Origin of the sequence: Rhodococcus sp. 15-725-2-2b (assembly GCF_002259075.1) — a bacterium.
GTDB lineage: Bacteria > Actinomycetota > Actinomycetes > Mycobacteriales > Mycobacteriaceae > Rhodococcoides.
The window spans coordinates 201334-220338 of record NZ_NPFL01000022.1 but is presented as its reverse complement, the minus strand read 5'-3'; the positions used below and the strand labels follow the sequence as shown (position 1 = coordinate 220338).

The window sequence follows — 19005 nt, the reverse complement described above, 5'->3', positions numbered from 1 at the left end:
GACAGAACGAACTCGCGATCTGGACCCCCACCGAGCCCGACCCACCCCCACCCGGGCGGATGCGGGCACCCGCTCCCTCGACCACCACCCCGAACCCCGAACTCGCCGCGATCGGGCGGGAAATCTTCACAGCAGCCCGCATCGCCGCAGGTCGCTGACCATTCACTGCACAACACCGACTACTACACAAGGAGACCATCATGATCACCACCCTCGCCGCGTCGGCCACCGACCTTCTAGCCCAGAACATCGGCGACGTAAGCCCGCAGGTACCCACCGGTGAAATTGGCGACAAAGTATCTATGTTGCTGGGCTGGTTGATGTGGGGCGCCATCGTCTGGTTGGTCGGTGCACTCGTCTACGCCGCCGCCGCACTCGGAATATCTAAGAAAAGCGGAGGATCTGACGGCGGGTCCGCCATCATGTGGAACCTTGTTGGGGCAGTGTTCGTCGGTGCTGCGGCGGGTCTAGTCAACGGGCTTGTGTTTTGACCTCCCAACTCAGCGAGCTTGCCGGGCCGCACGACACGGCAGACGAGATGGGGTACCTGCCTCACGGATGCCTGGGGAGCGGGCCACTGATCTCCTCCGGTATGCGTATCGCCCTCGGCATCCGTCTGAGTTTCGGCAACTCTCCCACCGCGGGAACAGCGACGTGAACACACCTGCCGTGGTCTTGGCGCAACCACCCACGGAACCAGTGGAGTGGCCCGACGAGGTGTGGCAGCCGATCATGGAGGGCCTGTCGTGGCTGCTCTGGTTCGCCATCATCACCTGCATTGCAGCACTGTTCGTGTGCGGGGCGATGTTCGTCAACCAACGCAAGTCCACCGGAACACAGGTGGTCGAGGACGCCACCCTGGCCCGGATCTTGATCTGCGCCGCCGTCATCGGCTCCGCATCCGGAATCGCCAAAGCCGTCCTCGCCTGAGAAACCCCGACATTCGTTGCACCCGAACTGCATTCGACCCGAAAGGCCTCACCTGATGACCGTCTCCCGCACACTCCGGATCGCCGCGACAGCGGCGACCGTCCTCGCACTCGCTGCGTGCGGATCCGGCGACGACGACACCCCTACCGCCACCCCGGACGCAACACCCGATCTGCGCTCGGCCCCGGCCGAGCTGACCTGGCGCGAGGTCGCAGGGGTATCAGTGCCGACCTCGCGGGTCGACGGTCCCTTCGCTGGAACATCGGTGAACCGCAGCGGATATGCACAGACCCCGCAAGGCGCTGTCCTGGCCGCAATCAACGGGCAGACAGCACTCGCCGTCGCCGACGACCGTGCATGGCCGGAAGTGGTCAACACCGTCACCGCACCCGGACCAGGGCGAGACGAATTCGCGGCCGCACGCACCGCCGTCACCGTCTCCGGATCGGTCCCCGCCGACGCCGCACCTGAGTTCGTCGGCTTCGAGGTCACCGACTACACCGACAACCCGCTCTCGGCAGCAGTGTCGGTCGCCCAAACCATCGGCACCGACGACCAGCTCTACTCCTATCCCGTTGCTCTGCAATGGATATCCGACGACTGGCGCATCGTCCTACCGACCGCCGAGGAGAACATCGACGCCGTCGAACTCGACACCCTCGACGGCTACACCACTTTGGAGCGCACCTCATGAGCCGCCGCATCCGCAGCATTCTGATTGCAGTCGCGGCCCTGGTCGTCATCGCAATCGTCGGAACGATCTTCTTCATCGTCCCGAACATGAACGAGGACGCCAGTGCACCGCCCGTGGCCGCACCGCCGACCACCCAACCGGAACCCACAGACGCATCAGGCTCGGGCAGCAACGGGCAACGCGGTTTCGGGACACCGGTCGTCGACATCCTCGGCCGCAAGGTCGCCGTCCCCAACAACCCGATCGGGCAGCCGCTGCCACAGACCGCTCCGGAGCCACGGATCGAGTGCACCCCGACCAACACCCCCGTCACCTCGCCGTCCGGAGTGCAGATCCAACAGACCGCCTCACTGCCGCTGCTGGTCTCGACCACAGACGGCCCCGCCGCGGTGACCGGCAACGTACCCACCGGTTACACCCAGACTCCCCAGGGGGCAGCCCTGGCCGGGTGGAATTGGGTGGCAACGACGTACGGTCCCGGTCCGGTGGCAAAAGACGCCTACGAGCTCCTCACGGTGCACACCGACGAACTCGATCGCGGTGCCTCTGCCGAAGCGTGGGACGCGCCCGGCCAAGACGCCGCCACTGGTTTTCCGGCACCGGTGGCGTTCCGTATCGGAAGCTGCACTTCTGATTTCGCGTCAGTCGAATTCGCCATCGAAGTTCCCATCGACGACAACGGGCAACGCCGCACCACCCCTGTCTACACAGTCCTGCGCACGTCGATGTTCTACGACGGCGGTACCTGGAGGAGCCGGCTAGACAAACGCTCCGTCGCCACCGACACCGACATCACCGACATCAGTTCCTTCACTCCCTGGAGCTTCGCGTGACGCGCCCGAACGTGTTCGAGCGAATCCGGCGCGGTGCGATTCGGTTCCTTCTTCTTGCGGTGGTCACCGTCTGGATCGTCGCGGGAAGCAACGCCGTCGCGTACGCCCAGGACCCACCGCCCGTTCCTGGAATCGCAGATATCGCCGACCAAGGCAACGACTTTCAGAAGGACCGCCGGGAATGCCTGGACAAGGCGCGCGCGGACTCGACCTGGATCGGTGACCAACTCAACAGCGTGACCGGTGACGCACTCCCTCAGGTGTTCTGCCTCTCCAACTCGTTCGAGGACAACCCCGGTGACGCGATATCCACTGCCGTCTCCTCCGCGACGTCCGCCTTCTGGGGCGACCCCGTCGGCGACTTCACCAAAGCCGTGATGGAAGGAAACAGCCAGGCATTCCGCACCGTCATGACCTTCTGGATGTCCTCGGGCATACCAGGACTCGCCGCCGAGAACGCCATGTCGGGGCTGCGCAACATCATCACCGGATTCACCGTCATCGCCTTGTTCGCCTCGATCGTGTTCGCCATGACCAAACTCGCCATCGCCCGCAAACAAGCCGTGATGGAAGGAGCCACCGAAACAGCCAGCATGCTGGTGCGCACCGTCGTCACCGTGTCGCTACTGCCGATCCTTGTGTTGATGTTCCACCAAGTCGGCGACGTCGCCTCGGCCTACGCGCTCGAGAAGTTCGTCGGCGGGGACCTGAACGAGAAGATCACCGCCATCACCGCATTCGACGACAAGACCGGCCTCGGCCCGATCCTCGCTCTCGCCTGCGCCGGGTTCGCCTTCCTCGGTTCGGTTGCCCAGCTCATCGCGCTGCTGATTCGTGAGGCCGTGCTGTGCGTCGTCGTCGCCGTCATCCCGCTCGCCGCCGCAGCATCGGCCACCGGCACCGGGCGTAGCTCCTACAAGTCGATGATCGCGTTCACTCTCGGCGCGCTGCTGTTCAAGCCGGTAGCGACGCTGCTGTATCTGTTCGCGTTCTGGGCATCCTCGGCGTCGAGCTCGGATCAGATCGCCACGGTCATCATCGGCTCGATCCTGCTGGCCGTCGTCGGGTTCTCCCTGCCCACCTTGGTCAAGATCGTTGCTCCCGCAGCGGACACCATCTCCGCCGGTGGGCGGGAAGTAGGAGCGCTCGGCGCAGCAGGAGGTGCGGTGATGGGGGCAGGCGGGATGGCGGCATCGCGCGCCCTCGGTGCAGCGGCGAACACCGTCGCTGGGTCCTCCGGTGGCGGCGGCAGAGGCGGATCTTCGGGTGCCGCCGGTACCGGCGCACGTTCGTCTCCCGGATTTCAGGGCCGCTACAACGGGGGATCGAGTCCCTCGCACGCGGGCGCATCGTCCGGTCCTATGGGCGCAGCCCGCAGGGTCGGCTCGGCCGTCGGGTCGGCAGGGCGCACAGCATCCTCGGCAGGTCTGCGTGGGGCAGCGGGTGCGCTGAAGACAGCCGGCAACGCCGGTCGCACCGCCGGCTCGGCCTCGACTGCGCTCGGCTCGGCTGCAGAAGGCGCAGTCGGGAACTACCACGGACGGATCCAACGATGAGACAACACGATCGACGACTCTCGTCCAAGCGCATCCTCCGCACCTTGAACTCGCGCACCACCATCATCACCTCCGACAAGGCGCTGATGATGGCTATGTGGCCATCTGCCAGGTCTGGACGGTCGGCGGTCGCCTGGAAGCGTGAGGCAGGACGAGACCGTAGGACCCTCAACGGGTTCGATTCCGCGCACCTACGCTTTCGCCGCGCACCGGATTGGGCAGAGTACGCCGCCGAGTTCGCACCCGCAGTCGGAGTGAAAACCCCCGCCCAGGGGCCGCAGTCTTCCGCCGCCCACACCTGGCGACCGGCGGTGCAGTGGGCGTGGTGGGAGAAGATCCCCGCACGTACCGCTGCCCTTGCCTACATCGTCGCCGTCACCGTCACCGCCGCCGTCGGATCGGCACTGATCGCACGTGGTGCCGTGCGATGACCGCCCAGCTCGAAGCCCCCTACGAGCCGCCGATCTACTCGGCAGGTAACCGGCCGCAGTCGACGTTCGCGTTCGGCCTACCGACGAAGGTCATCGCCTACGGCGCAGGGTTTTTCGCGGTCTCGTTCGTGGTTCTGATCTTCGTCCACGTCGTGGCCGGACTCGCGTTGATGGGCTTCGGCGCGCTCGCCCTCGCCCCTCTGGTCATCGCCCCGAACGGCCGAACACTCTACGAGACTGGACAATTGAGAATGCAATGGCTGCGGCGCAAGCACATCGACAAGTCCACCGAATATCACGCCGGACCGCACTCGAGGATCCCCGGTGGCCGCTACAAGCTCCCCGGGCTGCTCACCCGGACCAAGGTCTACATAGGGATCGACCGGCACGGCAACGAATTCGGGATGATCCACAACCCCGACGATCACCGCTACACCGTCGTCTTCGACGCCCTGCCCGGCGGTGACGAAGCCATCGTCCAGCGCGACAAGGACCTCTACACCGCCGACTGGGGTGTCTACCTCGCCGACCTCGGCCTGCCCGGCGACATCGTCGGTGCCATGGTGGTGGTGGAGAACATCCCGGCTACCGGGCTGCGATTGGCGCGGCGAGCCGAACACGAACTCGTCCCCACCGCACCGCCGCTGGCTGCGTCGTTCGTCGAGCAGTCCGCCATCCGGATGCCCTCGGGTCGGCACCGCACCCTGGCACGACTGTCGATCACCTTCCGCGCTACCACCCGTGAGCGGCAGAAGGACCCCGAGGAGATGGCCACCGAACTGGCCCGCCGTCTACCGGATCTGTACGAATCGCTCTCCGGTGCCGGGATCGATGCCCAGCCGATGACCGCCGCCGAGATCACCGCGGTCGTGCACCGCTCCTACAACCCCTCGACCGAGAACGACTTCGAGGAACTCGAAATCTCCGGCGAAGAGCACGGAGTCGACTGGGACGACGCCGGACCGGGACGCGCGAAGACCGAGTGGGGTCACTACCGCCACGACGGCGGCGTCTCGGTCGTGTGGGAGATGGCCGCACCTCCCGAATCGGTGTTCACCGACACCGTCCTCAAACCGCTGCTGCAGCCGCACGACGACATCCCCCGTAAGCGATTGACGCTCGTCTACCGCCCCTACTCCGCCGGGGACGCCGCGAAGAAGGTCGACAAGCAACACCGAGACGCCCTGCACGCGATCAACTCTCGCGGCAACAAGATCACCTCCGCCGGGTCGGAGAAGCGCCACGAGATCGCCGAGCAGGCCCGCCGCGAGATGGTCTCCGGAGCCGGATACGAACGCTATTCGGCACTGCTGACGATCACCGTCGGATTGGTCGAAGAAATTGCGAACGCGGCCGCCGTCACCGAATCCCTCGCCGCCCGCTCCCGCCTGCGACTGCGGCGTGCGTTCGCCTTCCAGGACGCCGCGTTCGCCGCCGGCCTCGGCGTCGGAGTGCTCCTGCCCGATCAGATCTCCACTTCGATCCTCGTGCGCCGCAGCTAGAGCGCCGCCGACCGCATCCGGCCCACCCCTGCCCGAGAAAAGAGACACTCACGATGACGACGACCGACCACCGCCCGCGCAGGGACTACGACCCTCGATACGACGAGGCCAGGTCCGACGAGCCCGACCTGTACGAGACGTCAACGCCGCAGCCGTCGGCGTTCGTGCGGTGGATCATCGGCGACACCGACTACGCCGAGCTCGCCGCCCTCATAGCCACCGGCGACGCCGAAGAGCCCTCCGCTCTTTCCCGGCGCGGCCTCGGGCTGACCCGGTGGCGCAACGACCACCCTCACGTCGAACGGGCAGTCCACGACGCCGCTGGGGATCCCTGGTGGCGCGCAGCACTGTCGTCGAGCGCACGCGGCCTCAAAGGTGCCGGTGGTGGCCGGATGTCGACCGTCCCGGCCCCGATCGAGTACGAAGCGACCTCGGTGCAGATGTGCGGACTGAACCCGTGGGCGATCGGCGCGGCCGCACCGTCCGCCGGGACCATCGTCGGTCAGCACGCCATCACCGGCAACGCGGTCTCGTGCGATCCGTTCGCGTATTTCCGCGACAAGCTCATCGGCAACCCGTCGATGTTCGTGTTGTCCCTGCCGGGCCTGGGGAAGTCGACGCTGATCCGCAAGATCCTCCTCGGGGCGTGCGGATGGGGGCAGACCCCGATCGTCGCCGGCGACATCAAAGGCGAATACGTCAAGCTCACCCACCTAGTCGGCGGGCAGGTCATCACCCTCGGCCACGGCGGCGGACACCTCAACCCCCTCGCCGCCGGTGCCCTCGGCCAGGCCGTGGTCCGCGCGATCACCGCCCGCGACGAAGCCACCGACCCCGCCCGGATCGCCGAGCTCGACGAGCTGATCGACGTCGCGACCATCACCATCTCCACCCGCCAGATCAACGCCGTCTGCGCCCTGGTCGAGCTGATCCGCTACGACACCCACTCGGTGAAGGCCTTCGAGAACTCCCTGATCGGGATCGCGCTGCGTGAGCTGTACGCCGACGGCGGATTCTCCTACACCCACCCACCGCTGCTCAAAGACCTCTACACCCGCATCGACGCCGGCTCGGCAGACATGCTCCAAGCTGCCTACAAGACCGATCGCGAGGGCTACCGCGAAGCCATCACCGAACTGATGCAAGCCCTCGGTGCACTGACCTCCGGCCCACTCGGAGACATCTTCGCCGACCACACCACCGAACCGATCGACCTCGACGCACCGATGATCTGCATCGACGTCTCATCCCTCGACCGCGGCGACACCACCCTCAAAGCGGCCGTGATGCTCTCCTGCTGGGCCGACGCCTACGGCACCGTCGAAGCTGCACACCTGCTCGCCGACGCAGGCCTGGACCGCCAGCGCCTGTTCCTGATGGCCCTCGACGAGCTGTGGCAGGTCATCGGCGCCGGACCGGGCATGGTCGCCCGCGTCAACGAGATCACCCGCCTCAACCGCACCGACGCAACGGGTTTGCTGATGATCACCCACACCGGCCGCGACCTCGAAACCCTGCCCACCGAAGCCGACATCAAGACCGCCAAGGGCTTCATCGACCGCGCCGGCATGGTCGTGTGCGGAGGCCTACCGATCGGTGAGGTCGAACGCCTGTCCGGGGAGCTGAAGTTCACCGACGCCGAAGCGGGCATGGTCACCTCCTGGTCCCGCGGGGCAGCGCTACGCGGGTCAGAACGGCGCACCGTCCGCAACCCGATCGGGCGCGGGAAGTTCCTGATCAAGGTCGCCAAGGACAACACCCCCGGCATCCCCATCCAGACGGTGCTCACCGACGTCGAATACGACACCGGGGTCCACGACACCAACGCCCGCTTCGCCGAGTACTTCGCCGGCGGCCAGCACCACGCCGCCGATACCGACGACGCCCACTACGCGCACGACACGGCACTGGTCAGAGCGCAGTGATGACCGCCGAGTACCCCCGCGCCGAATACCCGGCGCAGACCCGCGCGTGGGCGCTCGATCAATACGAGAAGTCGCGACACAACTACTCCTCCCGCGCCGAATGCGTTGCAGCCTTGGCACTCTCGATCGGGGCACACGAGAACACCGTGGCCCGGTGGATCAAGGACAAGTACGGGCCCTCGCGTCGCCCCGCAGCGGACGAGGTGACCGCACGACTACGTGCCGCCGAGGAGGAGATCACCCGACTGCGTTCGGAGAACCGAACCCTCAGCGAGCGTTTGGCCGCCCACGCCCCGCGATCGATCGGCGCGGAGTCGATTTCGGCGGCCGCGTTGTGAAAAAAGGCGGCGCGATCGCTCTGACCGTCGTGCTAGCGCTGGCGCTGTTCGTGGTCCTGTTCGTCACCACCGGGGTCCGAGAAGAAGTACCCACCAACTGCATTCCCGGGAAAGGCATTTCCTCCGCCGCGGGCGGGGTTCCGGCCGGGTCGTTCGCCAAACCGATGAAAACCTCCGAGGCGCAGTTGACGAGCCCGTTCGGGTCGCGGTGGGGGACGATGCACAAGGGCATCGACCTCGCCGGACCCGTCGGTACACCGATCTACGCCTACGCCAACGGCATCGTCACCCAAGCCGGGCCTGCGACCGGGTTCGGGATGTGGATCGTCCTTGAGCACAACATCGACGGGCAGACCGTCTCGACGGTGTACGGGCACATGTTCCCGGACGGTGTCCTGGTCACGCCAGGCGAACGTGTCACCGCGGGTCAGCACATCGCCGACGAAGGCAACAACGGCGACACCACCGGCGCGCACCTGCACTTCGAGTACCACACCGGCCCATGGTCGCCCGACAACGCGATCGACCCGCAGCCGTTCTACGAAGCCGCCGCCGAACCCGGCAGCGGACAGACCGGCCAGAGCCCACTACCCTCGCCGTCGACGCCCGCCCCGACCGGCGGCAGTACAGCGGAGATGGCGGCGCTGCCCGCCGACGTCGGCTCCGAAGAGCACTTCCAGGTCGACACCGTCCGCGTCGCCCGCGCCGTGCACGCGAAGTTCCCGCAGATCACCACGATCGGTGGGTGGCGCGCCGACGGTGGGGGATTCGACGACCACCCCTCCGGCCGTGCGGCCGACATCATGATCGACAACTGGTCCTCCGAGGAAGGCAAAGCGCTCGGCGACCAGGTCAAGGACTACCTATGGGCGAACCGCGACTACCTCCAGATCGAATACATGATCTGGCGACAGGAATACATCCCCTCCCAAGGTGAACCGAACACCATGGAGGACAGGGGATCTCCGACCCAGAACCACTTCGACCACGTGCACGTCACCACCGTCGGCCACGGCGCACCGGCACCCGGGCAGACCTACGGGCCCGTCCCCGGCGGCGGCGGCTCCGCACCGAAGGCGACCGGGAACTGCACCACCGCACCCGGTGCCGGTCTCGGTGATCACGCGAACCTCGCCGCCGGCCAGATCCCTCCCGAGTTCGAGCCGTGGCTCGCTCTGTCGTCCGCGCAGTGCCGCGAGCTCTCACCCGCGATCCTCGCCGCTCAGCTCAAACAAGAATCCGGCTTCACACCCGGTCTGACCAGCCCGGCCGGTGCCGGAGGGTATGCGCAGTTCCTCCCCGGAACGTGGGCGTCATTCGGTTTCCCCGTCGACGACAAGGGCGTGGTCACCGGAGCTGCGGGGGAGGGCGATCCCAACGACATCGGCGACGCCGTCATGGCGCAGGGACGATACAACTGCTCGGTCGCCGACACCCTGCGGCCGGGTATCGAATCCGGCTCTATCACCGGCGATCCCGTCGAGCTGATGCTCGCCGGATACAACGCCGGCCCCGGAGCGGTCCAACAGTTCGGCGGCGTCCCGCCCTACTCGGAGACCCAGAACTACGTCACCACCATCACCGCCACAGCATCCGACTACGACCTGGCCCGATAGCCGCCACCGACCAAAGCTCGACGGAAAGGCCCACTCATGAGCACCGCACCGACACGCACCAGCCACCACCTGACGTCCCACGACCGGCATCGAGCACTGACAGCCCTTGCTCTGACCTCGGTCATCGTATGGACGGTGTGGGCTGTTCCCGTCGCCCGACCGATCCTGGAGTCGATGATCACCACGATCGAGGACAGCGGCCGCGCCGCAGCGACCAGCGACGTTCTCGCGCATGGTTGGTGGGCCGTCATCGTCCTCACCGCGGCGATGACCATAGGCAGCCTCATCGCTGTCGCCGACGCCTCTGCGCGAGCGCAGAACTGGACTGTCACTGCGCTCCGCAAAGCCATCCACGTGGCGGTGACCGCGCTCGTCATGTGGGCGATATGGACGGTGAGCGTTGTCGCCGCAGCAGGAGTCCCCACCGTCGGCTAGCGCCGCACACAATCACATTTGTTGTCGGTGGCCACCAGGACACTGGCACCATCACAGACCAAGGAGCACAGATATGGCACAGATCCTCCACAACCGCCAGGCGGATGCACCGATCGTCGATTGGCTCGAAGTCATCGCCAAAGCCGCTGCGCTGGGCCAGATCTGCGACACCGACGCTGAATCAGCGAACGACCCCGACTCGCAGGAGACCAGGAGATGAGCCGAAGAGCAGGCATCGTGTTCGCGTGTCTCGGTCTCGTCGGGGTGGTGACCATCGCGGCCGTGATCGTGTTCCTGTCCCGTGGTTCGGACACACCGCCACCACCGGGTACCGACGCCGGGATCACCATCGACCCGTCGGCCACCGACCCGGTCGGCGTCGCGACGTCGGTGATGTCCGGTGTGTTCACCTGGCAACCCGCAGTGCAGGATTCACCGTGGGATGCCCTGCACGCGCAACGCGACGACGTGACCGGGTCGATGGCCACCGCCGCCGCCACGCCACCCGATCCAGCCCCGCAGCCGATCCCGGAGTGGTCGGCATGGGCACGCAGCGGAGACGTCGTCACCGCCGTCGCTCGACCGGACACCAGCGTCTACGCCGACGGCACAGCCGCCGAGATGGACGGTGACAACCAGGCCACCGTGGCTGTCGTCATCGACCGCGTCGTCCAACATCGCAGCGGTGAGATCACCCCGTTCACCGGCTACACCGGGGCCGTCGACCTCGAACGCACCGCTGACGGCTGGAAGGTCGCTAACTACCGCCTCGTCAGCGCAGGCCTCTAGCCCGACCGGCCACCGGCAACACCCTCGCTGTCCACACGCCGCACGCACCGCAGAGAAGAAGGATCGATGTCATGGGAAAAGTCGGAATCCTCACCGAAAAGCCCTCCGCAGCTCGCAACTTCGCCGCCGCACTGGGCGGTATGAGTGGCACGTTCGCAGGCACGGAGTACGTCATCGTCCACGCTCGCGGCCACCTGCTGGAGTTGAAAGACCCTTCCGCAATGGTGCCCGCGCCTCTCGCCGACAAATACCGAAGCTGGGAGCTCGAACATCTCCCGTGGAACGCCGACGACTTCCGCTGGGAGCGAGAAATCCGGCGCCGGGTGTCCGGCGGCAAGCTGGTCACCGATCCGGACGCCAAAAGCCTGCTCCACGAACTGAAGACGACCCTCTCGGGCTGCGAGAGCATCTGCAATGCAGCCGATCTCGATCCGACCGGTGAAGGCTCACTCCTCGGCTGGGAGATCGTGGAGTACCTGGGCCTCGAGAACAAGAAGCTCGAACGCATGGAGTTCCTGGACGAAACCCCGGCATCGCTGCGTAAGGCCTTCACAGCCCGTCGGCCGGTCACGGCGATACCGCCGAGGGCGACTACCGCAAGGCCGACTTCCGGTCGAAGTGGGACATGCTCTCGATGCAGTTCACCAGACTCGCGACCAAGACGACCGGGGCGAGCACGGTACTGCGTAACGGGCGACTCAAGTCCGCGATGGTCGTAATCGTCGGTGACGGACTCGACGCGCACCACGGATACCTCAAGAAGGCGTTCTACGAGAACCGGTTTCGGGACGAGAACGGCGTGACGTACACCGACCCCGAGGTCGATCGATTCGAGAACGAGAACGATGTTCCCGGCGGCCTGCAGTCGTCACCGGTCGTCCACGACGAGACCACACGCAAGAAAACGGGACCGCCGAAACTGATGGACCTGGCCGGACTGTCGTCACTGCTCGCGAAGAAGGGTTTCGGGGCGAAGAACGTTCTCGACACCTATCAGAAGATGTACGAGGCGCAGGTGGTGTCCTACCCGCGCACCGAGGACAAGTTCATCTCGATCGAGCAGTTCAACGAGCTGCTTCCATCGGTCGACGCGATCGCCGGTGTGGTGGGCGTGGATCCGGCGGCGCTGAGCCATCGCGGCCCACGCAGGAGCCATATCAAGTCCGGTGGCGCGCACGGGGCCAACCGCCCGGGGCCCAACGTACCGCCGAGCCTCGCGGCAGTGGAGAAGGCCTACGGCGAGCTGGGTCGGGAGATCTACGAGCTCCTCGCCAAGAACTACCTGACGATGCTCGCCCCCGATTACGAGTACGACCAGCATCGCGGCCACGTCGAGAAATACCCGAGCTTCGTCGGCTCGCTGAATGTGCCCGCAGCGCTCGGATGGAAAGGTGTGTTCGTCGTCGAGGAGGAGGACGGCGGCGAGCGCGACGAGCAACCCACTGGTGCGACGGCGTTGGGTACTGTCGCGAACCCGTTCGTCCACGAGGGCTTCCCGCCGCGGCCGCCGCATCCGACGATGGGATGGCTGATGAAACAGCTCGAGAAGCGGAGCGTAGGTACCGGCGCGACCCGGACGAGCACCTATGCCGAGGTCACGAACAACTCGGGCGGCAAGGCCCTGATGATCGAGAAACGCGGCAAGATCACCCTCAGCGCGATCGGTGAACTCAACCACCGGATCCTGCCGGGCACGCACATCGGGGATCTGACGATCACCGAGCAGGTCTTCGAGCAGATGGCGCAGATCGAGGCCGGAACCGGCGAGGCAGCCGACTATCTGTTCCTCGTGGCGGACCTGGTGCGCCGCGACCTTGAGACGATGACCGCGAATGCGAGGACGTTGTCCGGCGAGCTCACGGCACGGATGGGCAAGGCCGGGGTAACCCGAGAAGCGGTGGAGACGATCGAGCTGCCACCGGAGCTGCACTTCACCCACGCAGGCACGGTCGTCACCCGCGCCAAGCGGGTCTTCGGTGGCCACCGGTTCACCCACACCGAAGTAGCGGCACTGCTCGCCGGCCGGGTCATCGAGATCGTCGCGACGAGCGCGAAGTCGGGAAAGACGTTCACCTGCACGGGAAAACTCGAACCAGGAGTGAGGGAGAAAGACGGCAAGCAGTACCCACACGTGAGCTTCAACCCTCAATTCGAGGAGCGTGCACCTCGGACAGACCTGGTCAGCGGGGCGTGGAAAGGCAAGCCGGTCACGTTCAAGGGCCGCGGATGGGGTGCCAACGACCACTGGCCCGGTAAGGACTTCACCGAGCAGGAACTCGAGAAGTTACTGGCCGGGGAGACCATCGAATTCGACGCCACAAGCAAGACAGGTAAGACGTACCGGGCCAAGGGCGCACTGGCCGCAGGTACCTACCAGGGCAGCAAGACATTCGGATTCAAGCTGAAGTTCGAGGACCGCAAATCCACCGCAGGCACCAAGAAACGCACCGTGCGTCGGTAAACGGGTGCCGCAGGACAGCAGCGGTGTCGCACGCCTGCACCCATCGGGAAACGAGTTCGAGCGGCGGGTTCAGAAGAAGGTCAGCTGTGCCTCGTCGACGCGGACACGTCCTGGCTTCGTCCGGCGGGGTCGGACCGGGGGAGCGTGCCGAGTCGGCACCGCCGGTGCGGAACCTTCGGCGATGCCGAGTTCGGCGCACGCGCGGCGCGCCAGTTCCTCTCGCACACGCGACCGTTCGGCCACGCGCGCACGTCCGATCGCCGTGTCTCGGGCACTCCACTCCAACTCCCACGCCGCCGATCCCGGAGGCGGCGCACCCACAGCCCGATCGGTCACCCGATCGAGGAGTTGATCGATCCTGTCGATCAGAACCTCGGCAAGCTCATCGAGCACGTGATCGGGCACCGCAGCCACGCCGACGTTCTCGCTCATACGGGGCAATCTAGCGCTTCTCCGGACGGATCGGGGTCAGAGACGACCCGATGCGATCGGTACTGTGCACCCATCTTCCGTTCCCCGGTTCCGTCAACAGTCGTGCCCGACCCTGCGCACACACCGTCGCTCCATCGAACACCTTTCCACCGCAACGATAGTGTTGGCCGATGCCTCGATCCATCGACCTACCTGAGACTCTGTACCACTACACGGACTCCGCTGGCCTGCTCGGCATTTTGGGCAATCCTGTCGAGTTCGACGGCGCACCTCGGAACGCACGGTACGGATCACTATGGGCAACGGACGCACGGTATCTCAACGATACGAAAGAGCTTCGGTTCGGCACGAAGCTTTTGGCTTCGGAGCTCGAGGAGCAGGCGCGCGACACGGCACGAACACCCGCTGTGGCCGAGCGTCTGCTAGAACTCGCCCGGACCGTACGGGCCGGCACATTCGAGATGACCTGGCACAAAGACGCCCACCCGGCTACACCGTTCGTCACCTGCTTTTCCAGCGCATCCAAGGGTGACCTGCTCAGCCAATGGCGCGGGTATGGAGACGGCGGTGGAGGGTTCGCACTCGGGTTCGCGCGCTCCACACTGACCAAGTTCTATGAGGTGAACACAAAGCTCCACGACCACGGGGACCCTTTCGGCCTGTTTGCCAACCAACTCTTGGGCGGACCTGACCAGGTCAAGTACGGACGGCGTGAGGCACGGCATCTCATGATGGAGACCGCCTCGGAGATGGCTGCGGATCTCGAAGCAGTCGAGAGAGGCCAAAAGACATTGTCGTGGCCGGATGTGTTCTACCTAGGCAGCATTGAGCAACTGGCGAAGGTCAAGCACAAGGCCTTCGCCGAAGAATCTGAGTGGCGACTCATCACCAAGGACCACGGGATGGAGCACCCAGAATTTCGGGCGGGGAAACTAGGGGTGATTCCGTACGTGAAGCTGTTCTTCCAGCTCTCCGATGCTGCAGGGCCAGCCATATCCGAGATCGTCGTTGGACCCGGCCCAGAGCAGAGCTTGCGGGTGGATGCCGTAAAGCGTCTGTTGGACAAGATCGGCTCCTCAGGCACACGCGTGAGACGGTCGAAAGCACCCTTCAGGGGCTGAGATCAACACGTCTCCCCTGAATACAGGTCAGTGAGCGGCGTTGAACGCTTCTTCGATGTGGGCCGGGATGCGGCCGCGGTCGCTGATCGGGTGCCCCTCGTCGGCCGCCCACTGCCGAATCGCGCGTGTCTGCGCCGGATCACGCGTGGCCGGTGACCCGGTCTGCGCGGGCGTCGCCGAGCCGGCGGGGGAGGGCTTACGCCTGCGGCCACCGACCCGCGTCGAATGCTCGATGTAGTAGTCGAGCTTTCTGTGAAACTCGTTGGCGTTCTTCGCTTTCAGGTCGATCACGTACTCGACACCGTTGACCGCGAATTCGATTGTCTCGCCGGATTCGTCGCCGATGACCGACCCGTCTATATCGTCCACCAATTGGGTTGTCACTCGTTTGGCCACAGCCACAAAACCTTTCGATCACACAATGTCACTAATTCGACAATATCCAGCCTAGCCACAAACGAGCTGCCGCGCTGCAACCCCCTGTCACCGTCGGAAGAAGCGCGCCTCGATTCCCGTTCGGTTCTAGAAACACACATTGAGCAGTCGATGCGAGCAACGATAGAATCGTCCACTCCGATGCAGCTCGTACACGTGCGACTCACAGGAAAGGATCCGAATGTCCGAACCCGCGACACCATCGACGGACAACGACCGGCTCGTGGAGGAGCTACAGAGGATCACGGACGAATACGTTCATGACCCGAGAGACGATTGGTACACCGAGAACGACCTCGTGGAGATGGGATACCGCCGCGAGGCCCTGGTCGATCTTTTCGGAAAGCCAATTCCGGGACACGACGGGTTGATCGGATGGACCGTCTCATCGGTATCGAAGATCGAGCAGACTCAGTTGGCCCCTGCCTACGAGTTGCTCGAGGCGGCTTTTGGCGCGTTCAACGACGCGGCCGGCACCATGACCGTGCGCGTGATGTACAGCTCGTTCGATTCCTGACGTCCCCGACAACCCGCCGCATGTCGGGCGGTGAGCCGACATCGCGTCAGTAATTTCGCGAGCGGGTATGAGCGAAATCATCTGTCGGACAACGATTCTCAGCTTTTACTGGTAACCCTGTATATCAAGACTGATCGTATTGCTATGAGCTTCGCTGACAGTATCCACTACAGCCACTGACGTCGGACCACAGACGGCCACCCGGCCTGACATAGGACGCAGTTATCGGCCGTCGGGCGCGGCTTGTGCGGCGGCTACAGATCCGGTCGTCGGGCGAGGTCCGGCTAGCGATCGAGCGCAACTTCGAGGTCCGGTCCAGCGGCGGCACCCTGACCGTCAGCTGCACGAACCGCAGCGTTGCTGCATCTCTGCGTGCGCCAGATCTTGTCGAACAGCGGCGCTACCACTGACTGCAGATCGGCCGCGCTTGTTTGGTTTCAATGGTGTTGCGTTGATGTCGAAACTGAACACGCGATGACTGCCTCTTCACGGCCGAGGTCGGATCGGGTGGGGACTTGCTCATGCTGGCACCCAAGACGCCTGCTCTTCGGCCCGGTCGAAAATGACGGTTCGCCGTCTAGTCGGACACGGCATGGCGTGTCTATACGGTGCCACCAGACGCGCCCGACGGCGAAGATGTCGAGCACGAGGACTGCGGTACGTCTGACGAGTGTTCAGCAAGGGGATCGAAGCCGGCGATCGCTGCCACCGTCTCGGTGCTGCATCGGTCGGTGCCGTAGCTGCAGCAGCCTGCGGGCGCTCAATGACCGGATTCTTCGGGTGCTGGATGTCCAACAATCAGCGTAAGCAGCCAGCCGGGAGCTGAGGCTCGCCTGCTCCGCTACACCAATGGTCGTTGCCGAGAGCCTCGGATACACCCCGGTGTCATGGCTGCCCTTCGCGCAGTTCGACCATGAGAGCGTGACAATCCGCCAGGATGGTGCCACCGGTGTCTGTCAGGACCGAGTTGATGAAGATCTTGCGGCCCTCGACCCTGTCGACGCTTCCCTCGATTATCAGCTCGGTGTCGAGGGGGGTGATCTTGCGATAGTCGATGTGGAGGAACGCCGTGCGGCTGTAGGGCCGGCCGTAGGCCTGCGTTATCAAACCGAACAGATCATCGAAGAGCATTGGTAGTGCCCCCCATGGGCCGCGCCGTTACTTCCATGGTGGAAGCGACGAAATACCCCCCGACCGCGGACCCCGTCGGCGTCGAACTTCTCGATTGTCCACGGCAGGTGAAGCAGTGAACCTCGGCCGGGAAGTGCTGCGACTTTGCCCGCCGGCGACTGGGCCGCTGGCACGCGAAAGGGCCGCAGGAGCACATTGAGCGCCTCGACACGATTGATTGCCTCGGCAGTTGCCTCGGCGGTCGGAGCGGTACTTACTGCCAAATCCTGCAGCGTACGCAGCGCCGCGATCAGCTGGCCGTACTCTGGCCCGACGTCGGCGGGTCCGTGTACGGCACGACCTCGTTCGTAGTTGTGGAAGGTGTTGTTTGTGACAACGTTCGAGTTCGAGCGGAGGATGGCTTCCGGGTCTGGCTCGAGCTGTTTCAAGTTGGGCATACTGGTCCTGTTCGATGTGTACGCCGGATAACCCCTGATTGTTCAGTCCCACATAGGGTGTGGCCATTTGGTCAGATGCGCGTTGGGCTTTGGCTAGCCGCGGCGAATCCGAGATAATGGCAGTGCAATCGATCGCTCGGGAGCCCGCGTTCCGGGGCTGTCGGCGGAGTTGCCTGTCTACCTGGACGCTACTTTCTGGGGACGCGGACGATGAGTGCGTCGCCTTGTCCGCCGCCGCCGCACAGTGCCGCTGCTCCGATGCCGCCGCCGCGTCGCTGCAGTTCTAGAACCAGGTGCAGTGCGACGCGGGCGCCGGACATGCCAAGTGGGTGGCCGATGGCGATGGCACCGCCGTTGACGTTGACCTTGTTCGAATCGACTCCCAGTTCACGCATCGATGCGATTCCGACGGCGGCGAAGGCTTCGTTGATTTCAATCAGATCCAGAGCTTTCGGATCGATGCCTTCCTTGGCGCAGGCTTTCGTGATGGCGCGTGCGGGCTGGGACTGCAGTGAGGAGTCCGGTCCGGCGACGACGCCGTGCGCGCCGATTTCCGCGATCCAGGACAGGCCTAGGCTTTCGGCTTTGCCCTTGCTCATCACGATGACCGCGGCGGCACCGTCGTTGATGGTCGAGGCGTTGCCGGCAGTAATGGTGCCGGCCTTGCTGAACGCCGGTCGGAGCCGGGCGAGAGTGTCGACGGTGGTGTCGGCGCGGATCCCTTCGTCCTGGGAGAAAACGATCGGGTCGCCTTTGCGCTGGGGGATGGTGACGGGGACGACTTCGTTGTCGAAGATGCCGTTCTTCCACGCTGCTGCGGCCCGCTGGTGCGAGGTGGCGGCGTACTGGTCCTGTTCTTCGCGGGTGCTGGCATGGGTGCCGTCGTTGCGTGATTCGGTGAGTCCGCCCATGGCTTGGTCGGTAAAGATGTCGTAGAGGCCGTCGTAGGCCAGGTGGTCTTTCATGGTGACGTCGCCGTATTTGAACCCTGCGCGGCTTTTTTCGAGCATGTGCGGGGCCTGGGTCATCGATTCTTGGCCGCCGGCGACGACGATGTCGAATTCACCGGCGCGGATGAGTTGGTCGGCCATCGCGATCGCCGAGATACCGGAGAGGCAGACTTTGTTGATCGTCAAAGCCGGCACGTTCATGGGGATACCTGCCGCGACCGCGGCCTGACGGGCTGGGATCTGGCCTGCGCCTGCGGTGAGGACCTGGCCCATGATCACGTACTCGACCAGTTCCGGTGCCACCCCGGATTTGTCCAGGGTGCCTTTGATCGCGATACCGCCGAGATCCGAACCCGACAGGTCCTTCAGGGAGCCGGACAGCCGACCCACCGGTGTACGAGCCCCAGCGACGATGACGGACCGGTTGGCTGAAATCGAATGCATTGCTGTTCCTTTTAGTAGTGAAGTGGAG

21 protein-coding genes and 1 pseudogene are annotated in these 19005 nt (G+C 65.0%); 18 read left to right on the top strand and 4 right to left on the bottom strand.

Annotated features, from left to right (window positions below; all coding sequences use genetic code 11):
- The first annotated feature begins 200 nt into the window (after window positions 1–200).
- The 16 genes from CH306_RS26810 to CH306_RS26750 all read left to right on the top strand — a co-directional run bounded on the left by CH306_RS26810 (window position 201) and on the right by CH306_RS26750 (window position 13510).
- Complete coding sequence (locus CH306_RS26810; RefSeq protein WP_094648363.1) at window positions 201–491, top strand: hypothetical protein; 291 nt, start codon at window positions 201–203, stop codon at window positions 489–491.
- A complete protein-coding gene (locus tag CH306_RS29285; RefSeq protein WP_179272706.1) occupies window positions 488–658 on the top strand; it encodes a hypothetical protein in 171 nt (56 codons plus the stop codon). Before CH306_RS26810 ends, CH306_RS29285 begins: the two co-directional genes overlap by 4 nt.
- The gene (locus tag CH306_RS26805) at window positions 655–930 is read left to right on the top strand and encodes a hypothetical protein (RefSeq protein WP_042940271.1); all 276 of its coding nucleotides are present in this window, start codon (window positions 655–657) and stop codon (window positions 928–930) included. Before CH306_RS29285 ends, CH306_RS26805 begins: the two co-directional genes overlap by 4 nt.
- 55 nt (window positions 931–985) lie before the next feature.
- Window positions 986–1624 (top strand): hypothetical protein, encoded by a 639-nt coding sequence (locus CH306_RS26800; protein ID WP_094648362.1) that lies wholly within the window; start codon window positions 986–988, stop codon window positions 1622–1624.
- Window positions 1621–2457 (top strand): hypothetical protein, encoded by an 837-nt coding sequence (locus CH306_RS26795; RefSeq protein WP_094648361.1) that lies wholly within the window; start codon window positions 1621–1623, stop codon window positions 2455–2457. Before CH306_RS26800 ends, CH306_RS26795 begins: the two co-directional genes overlap by 4 nt.
- Window positions 2454–4013 carry a hypothetical protein gene (locus CH306_RS26790; protein WP_094648360.1) on the top strand — a complete coding sequence of 520 codons (1560 nt, stop codon included), beginning with the start codon at window positions 2454–2456 and terminating at the stop codon, window positions 4011–4013. The genes CH306_RS26795 and CH306_RS26790 overlap by 4 nt, the downstream gene beginning before the upstream one ends.
- Window positions 4010–4444 (top strand): hypothetical protein, encoded by a 435-nt coding sequence (locus tag CH306_RS26785; RefSeq protein ID WP_094648359.1) that lies wholly within the window; start codon window positions 4010–4012, stop codon window positions 4442–4444. The genes CH306_RS26790 and CH306_RS26785 overlap by 4 nt, the downstream gene beginning before the upstream one ends.
- Window positions 4441–5946 carry an SCO6880 family protein gene (locus tag CH306_RS26780; protein ID WP_094648358.1) on the top strand — a complete coding sequence of 502 codons (1506 nt, stop codon included), beginning with the start codon at window positions 4441–4443 and terminating at the stop codon, window positions 5944–5946. Before CH306_RS26785 ends, CH306_RS26780 begins: the two co-directional genes overlap by 4 nt.
- A gap of 53 nt (window positions 5947–5999) precedes the next feature.
- A complete protein-coding gene (locus tag CH306_RS26775; protein ID WP_094648357.1) occupies window positions 6000–7871 on the top strand; it encodes an ATP/GTP-binding protein in 1872 nt (623 codons plus the stop codon).
- A complete protein-coding gene (locus CH306_RS26770) occupies window positions 7871–8209 on the top strand; it encodes a transposase (RefSeq protein WP_094648356.1) in 339 nt (112 codons plus the stop codon). Before CH306_RS26775 ends, CH306_RS26770 begins: the two co-directional genes overlap by 1 nt.
- Complete coding sequence (locus tag CH306_RS26765) at window positions 8206–9825, top strand: peptidoglycan DD-metalloendopeptidase family protein (protein WP_094648355.1); 1620 nt, start codon at window positions 8206–8208, stop codon at window positions 9823–9825. Before CH306_RS26770 ends, CH306_RS26765 begins: the two co-directional genes overlap by 4 nt.
- Before the next feature lie 36 nt (window positions 9826–9861).
- Window positions 9862–10260 (top strand): hypothetical protein, encoded by a 399-nt coding sequence (locus CH306_RS26760; RefSeq protein WP_094648354.1) that lies wholly within the window; start codon window positions 9862–9864, stop codon window positions 10258–10260.
- 73 nt (window positions 10261–10333) lie between these two features.
- The gene (locus CH306_RS29280) at window positions 10334–10480 is read left to right on the top strand and encodes a hypothetical protein (RefSeq protein ID WP_179272942.1); all 147 of its coding nucleotides are present in this window, start codon (window positions 10334–10336) and stop codon (window positions 10478–10480) included.
- Window positions 10477–11049, top strand: a complete 573-nt coding sequence (locus tag CH306_RS26755; protein ID WP_256981275.1) for a hypothetical protein — start codon at window positions 10477–10479, stop codon at window positions 11047–11049. The genes CH306_RS29280 and CH306_RS26755 overlap by 4 nt, the downstream gene beginning before the upstream one ends.
- A 71-nt stretch (window positions 11050–11120) precedes the next feature.
- A complete protein-coding gene (locus tag CH306_RS29650) occupies window positions 11121–11768 on the top strand; it encodes a toprim domain-containing protein (RefSeq protein WP_256981274.1) in 648 nt (215 codons plus the stop codon).
- Window positions 11684–13510 (top strand): DNA topoisomerase, encoded by a 1827-nt coding sequence (locus CH306_RS26750; protein WP_256981273.1) that lies wholly within the window; start codon window positions 11684–11686, stop codon window positions 13508–13510. Before CH306_RS29650 ends, CH306_RS26750 begins: the two co-directional genes overlap by 85 nt.
- A gap of 69 nt (window positions 13511–13579) precedes the next feature.
- On the opposite strand, the gene CH306_RS26745 is transcribed toward CH306_RS26750, so the two are convergent.
- The gene (locus CH306_RS26745; protein WP_094648353.1) at window positions 13580–13942 is read right to left on the bottom strand and encodes a hypothetical protein; all 363 of its coding nucleotides are present in this window, start codon (window positions 13940–13942) and stop codon (window positions 13580–13582) included.
- Window positions 13943–14112: 170 nt separating this feature from the next.
- Between CH306_RS26745 and CH306_RS26740 the strand changes: the two genes are divergently transcribed.
- Window positions 14113–15063 carry a DUF2971 domain-containing protein gene (locus CH306_RS26740; protein ID WP_094648352.1) on the top strand — a complete coding sequence of 317 codons (951 nt, stop codon included), beginning with the start codon at window positions 14113–14115 and terminating at the stop codon, window positions 15061–15063.
- A 27-nt stretch (window positions 15064–15090) separates the two neighbouring features.
- Here the strand turns inward: CH306_RS26740 and CH306_RS26735 are convergent, their stop codons facing one another.
- Window positions 15091–15459 (bottom strand): histone-like nucleoid-structuring protein Lsr2, encoded by a 369-nt coding sequence (locus tag CH306_RS26735; protein WP_094648351.1) that lies wholly within the window; start codon window positions 15457–15459, stop codon window positions 15091–15093.
- Window positions 15460–15679: 220 nt separating this feature from the next.
- Between CH306_RS26735 and CH306_RS26730 the strand changes: the two genes are divergently transcribed.
- The gene (locus tag CH306_RS26730; RefSeq protein ID WP_179272943.1) at window positions 15680–16015 is read left to right on the top strand and encodes a hypothetical protein; all 336 of its coding nucleotides are present in this window, start codon (window positions 15680–15682) and stop codon (window positions 16013–16015) included.
- An 885-nt stretch (window positions 16016–16900) separates the two neighbouring features.
- Here the strand turns inward: CH306_RS26730 and CH306_RS29935 are convergent.
- Together CH306_RS29935 and CH306_RS26720 are read right to left on the bottom strand one after the other, a co-directional pair.
- Window positions 16901–17583, bottom strand: a pseudogene (locus tag CH306_RS29935) (PaaI family thioesterase).
- A 188-nt stretch (window positions 17584–17771) separates the two neighbouring features.
- Window positions 17772–18977 (bottom strand): acetyl-CoA C-acetyltransferase, encoded by a 1206-nt coding sequence (locus CH306_RS26720; RefSeq protein WP_094648350.1) that lies wholly within the window; start codon window positions 18975–18977, stop codon window positions 17772–17774.
- Window positions 18978–19005 lie beyond the last annotated feature (28 nt).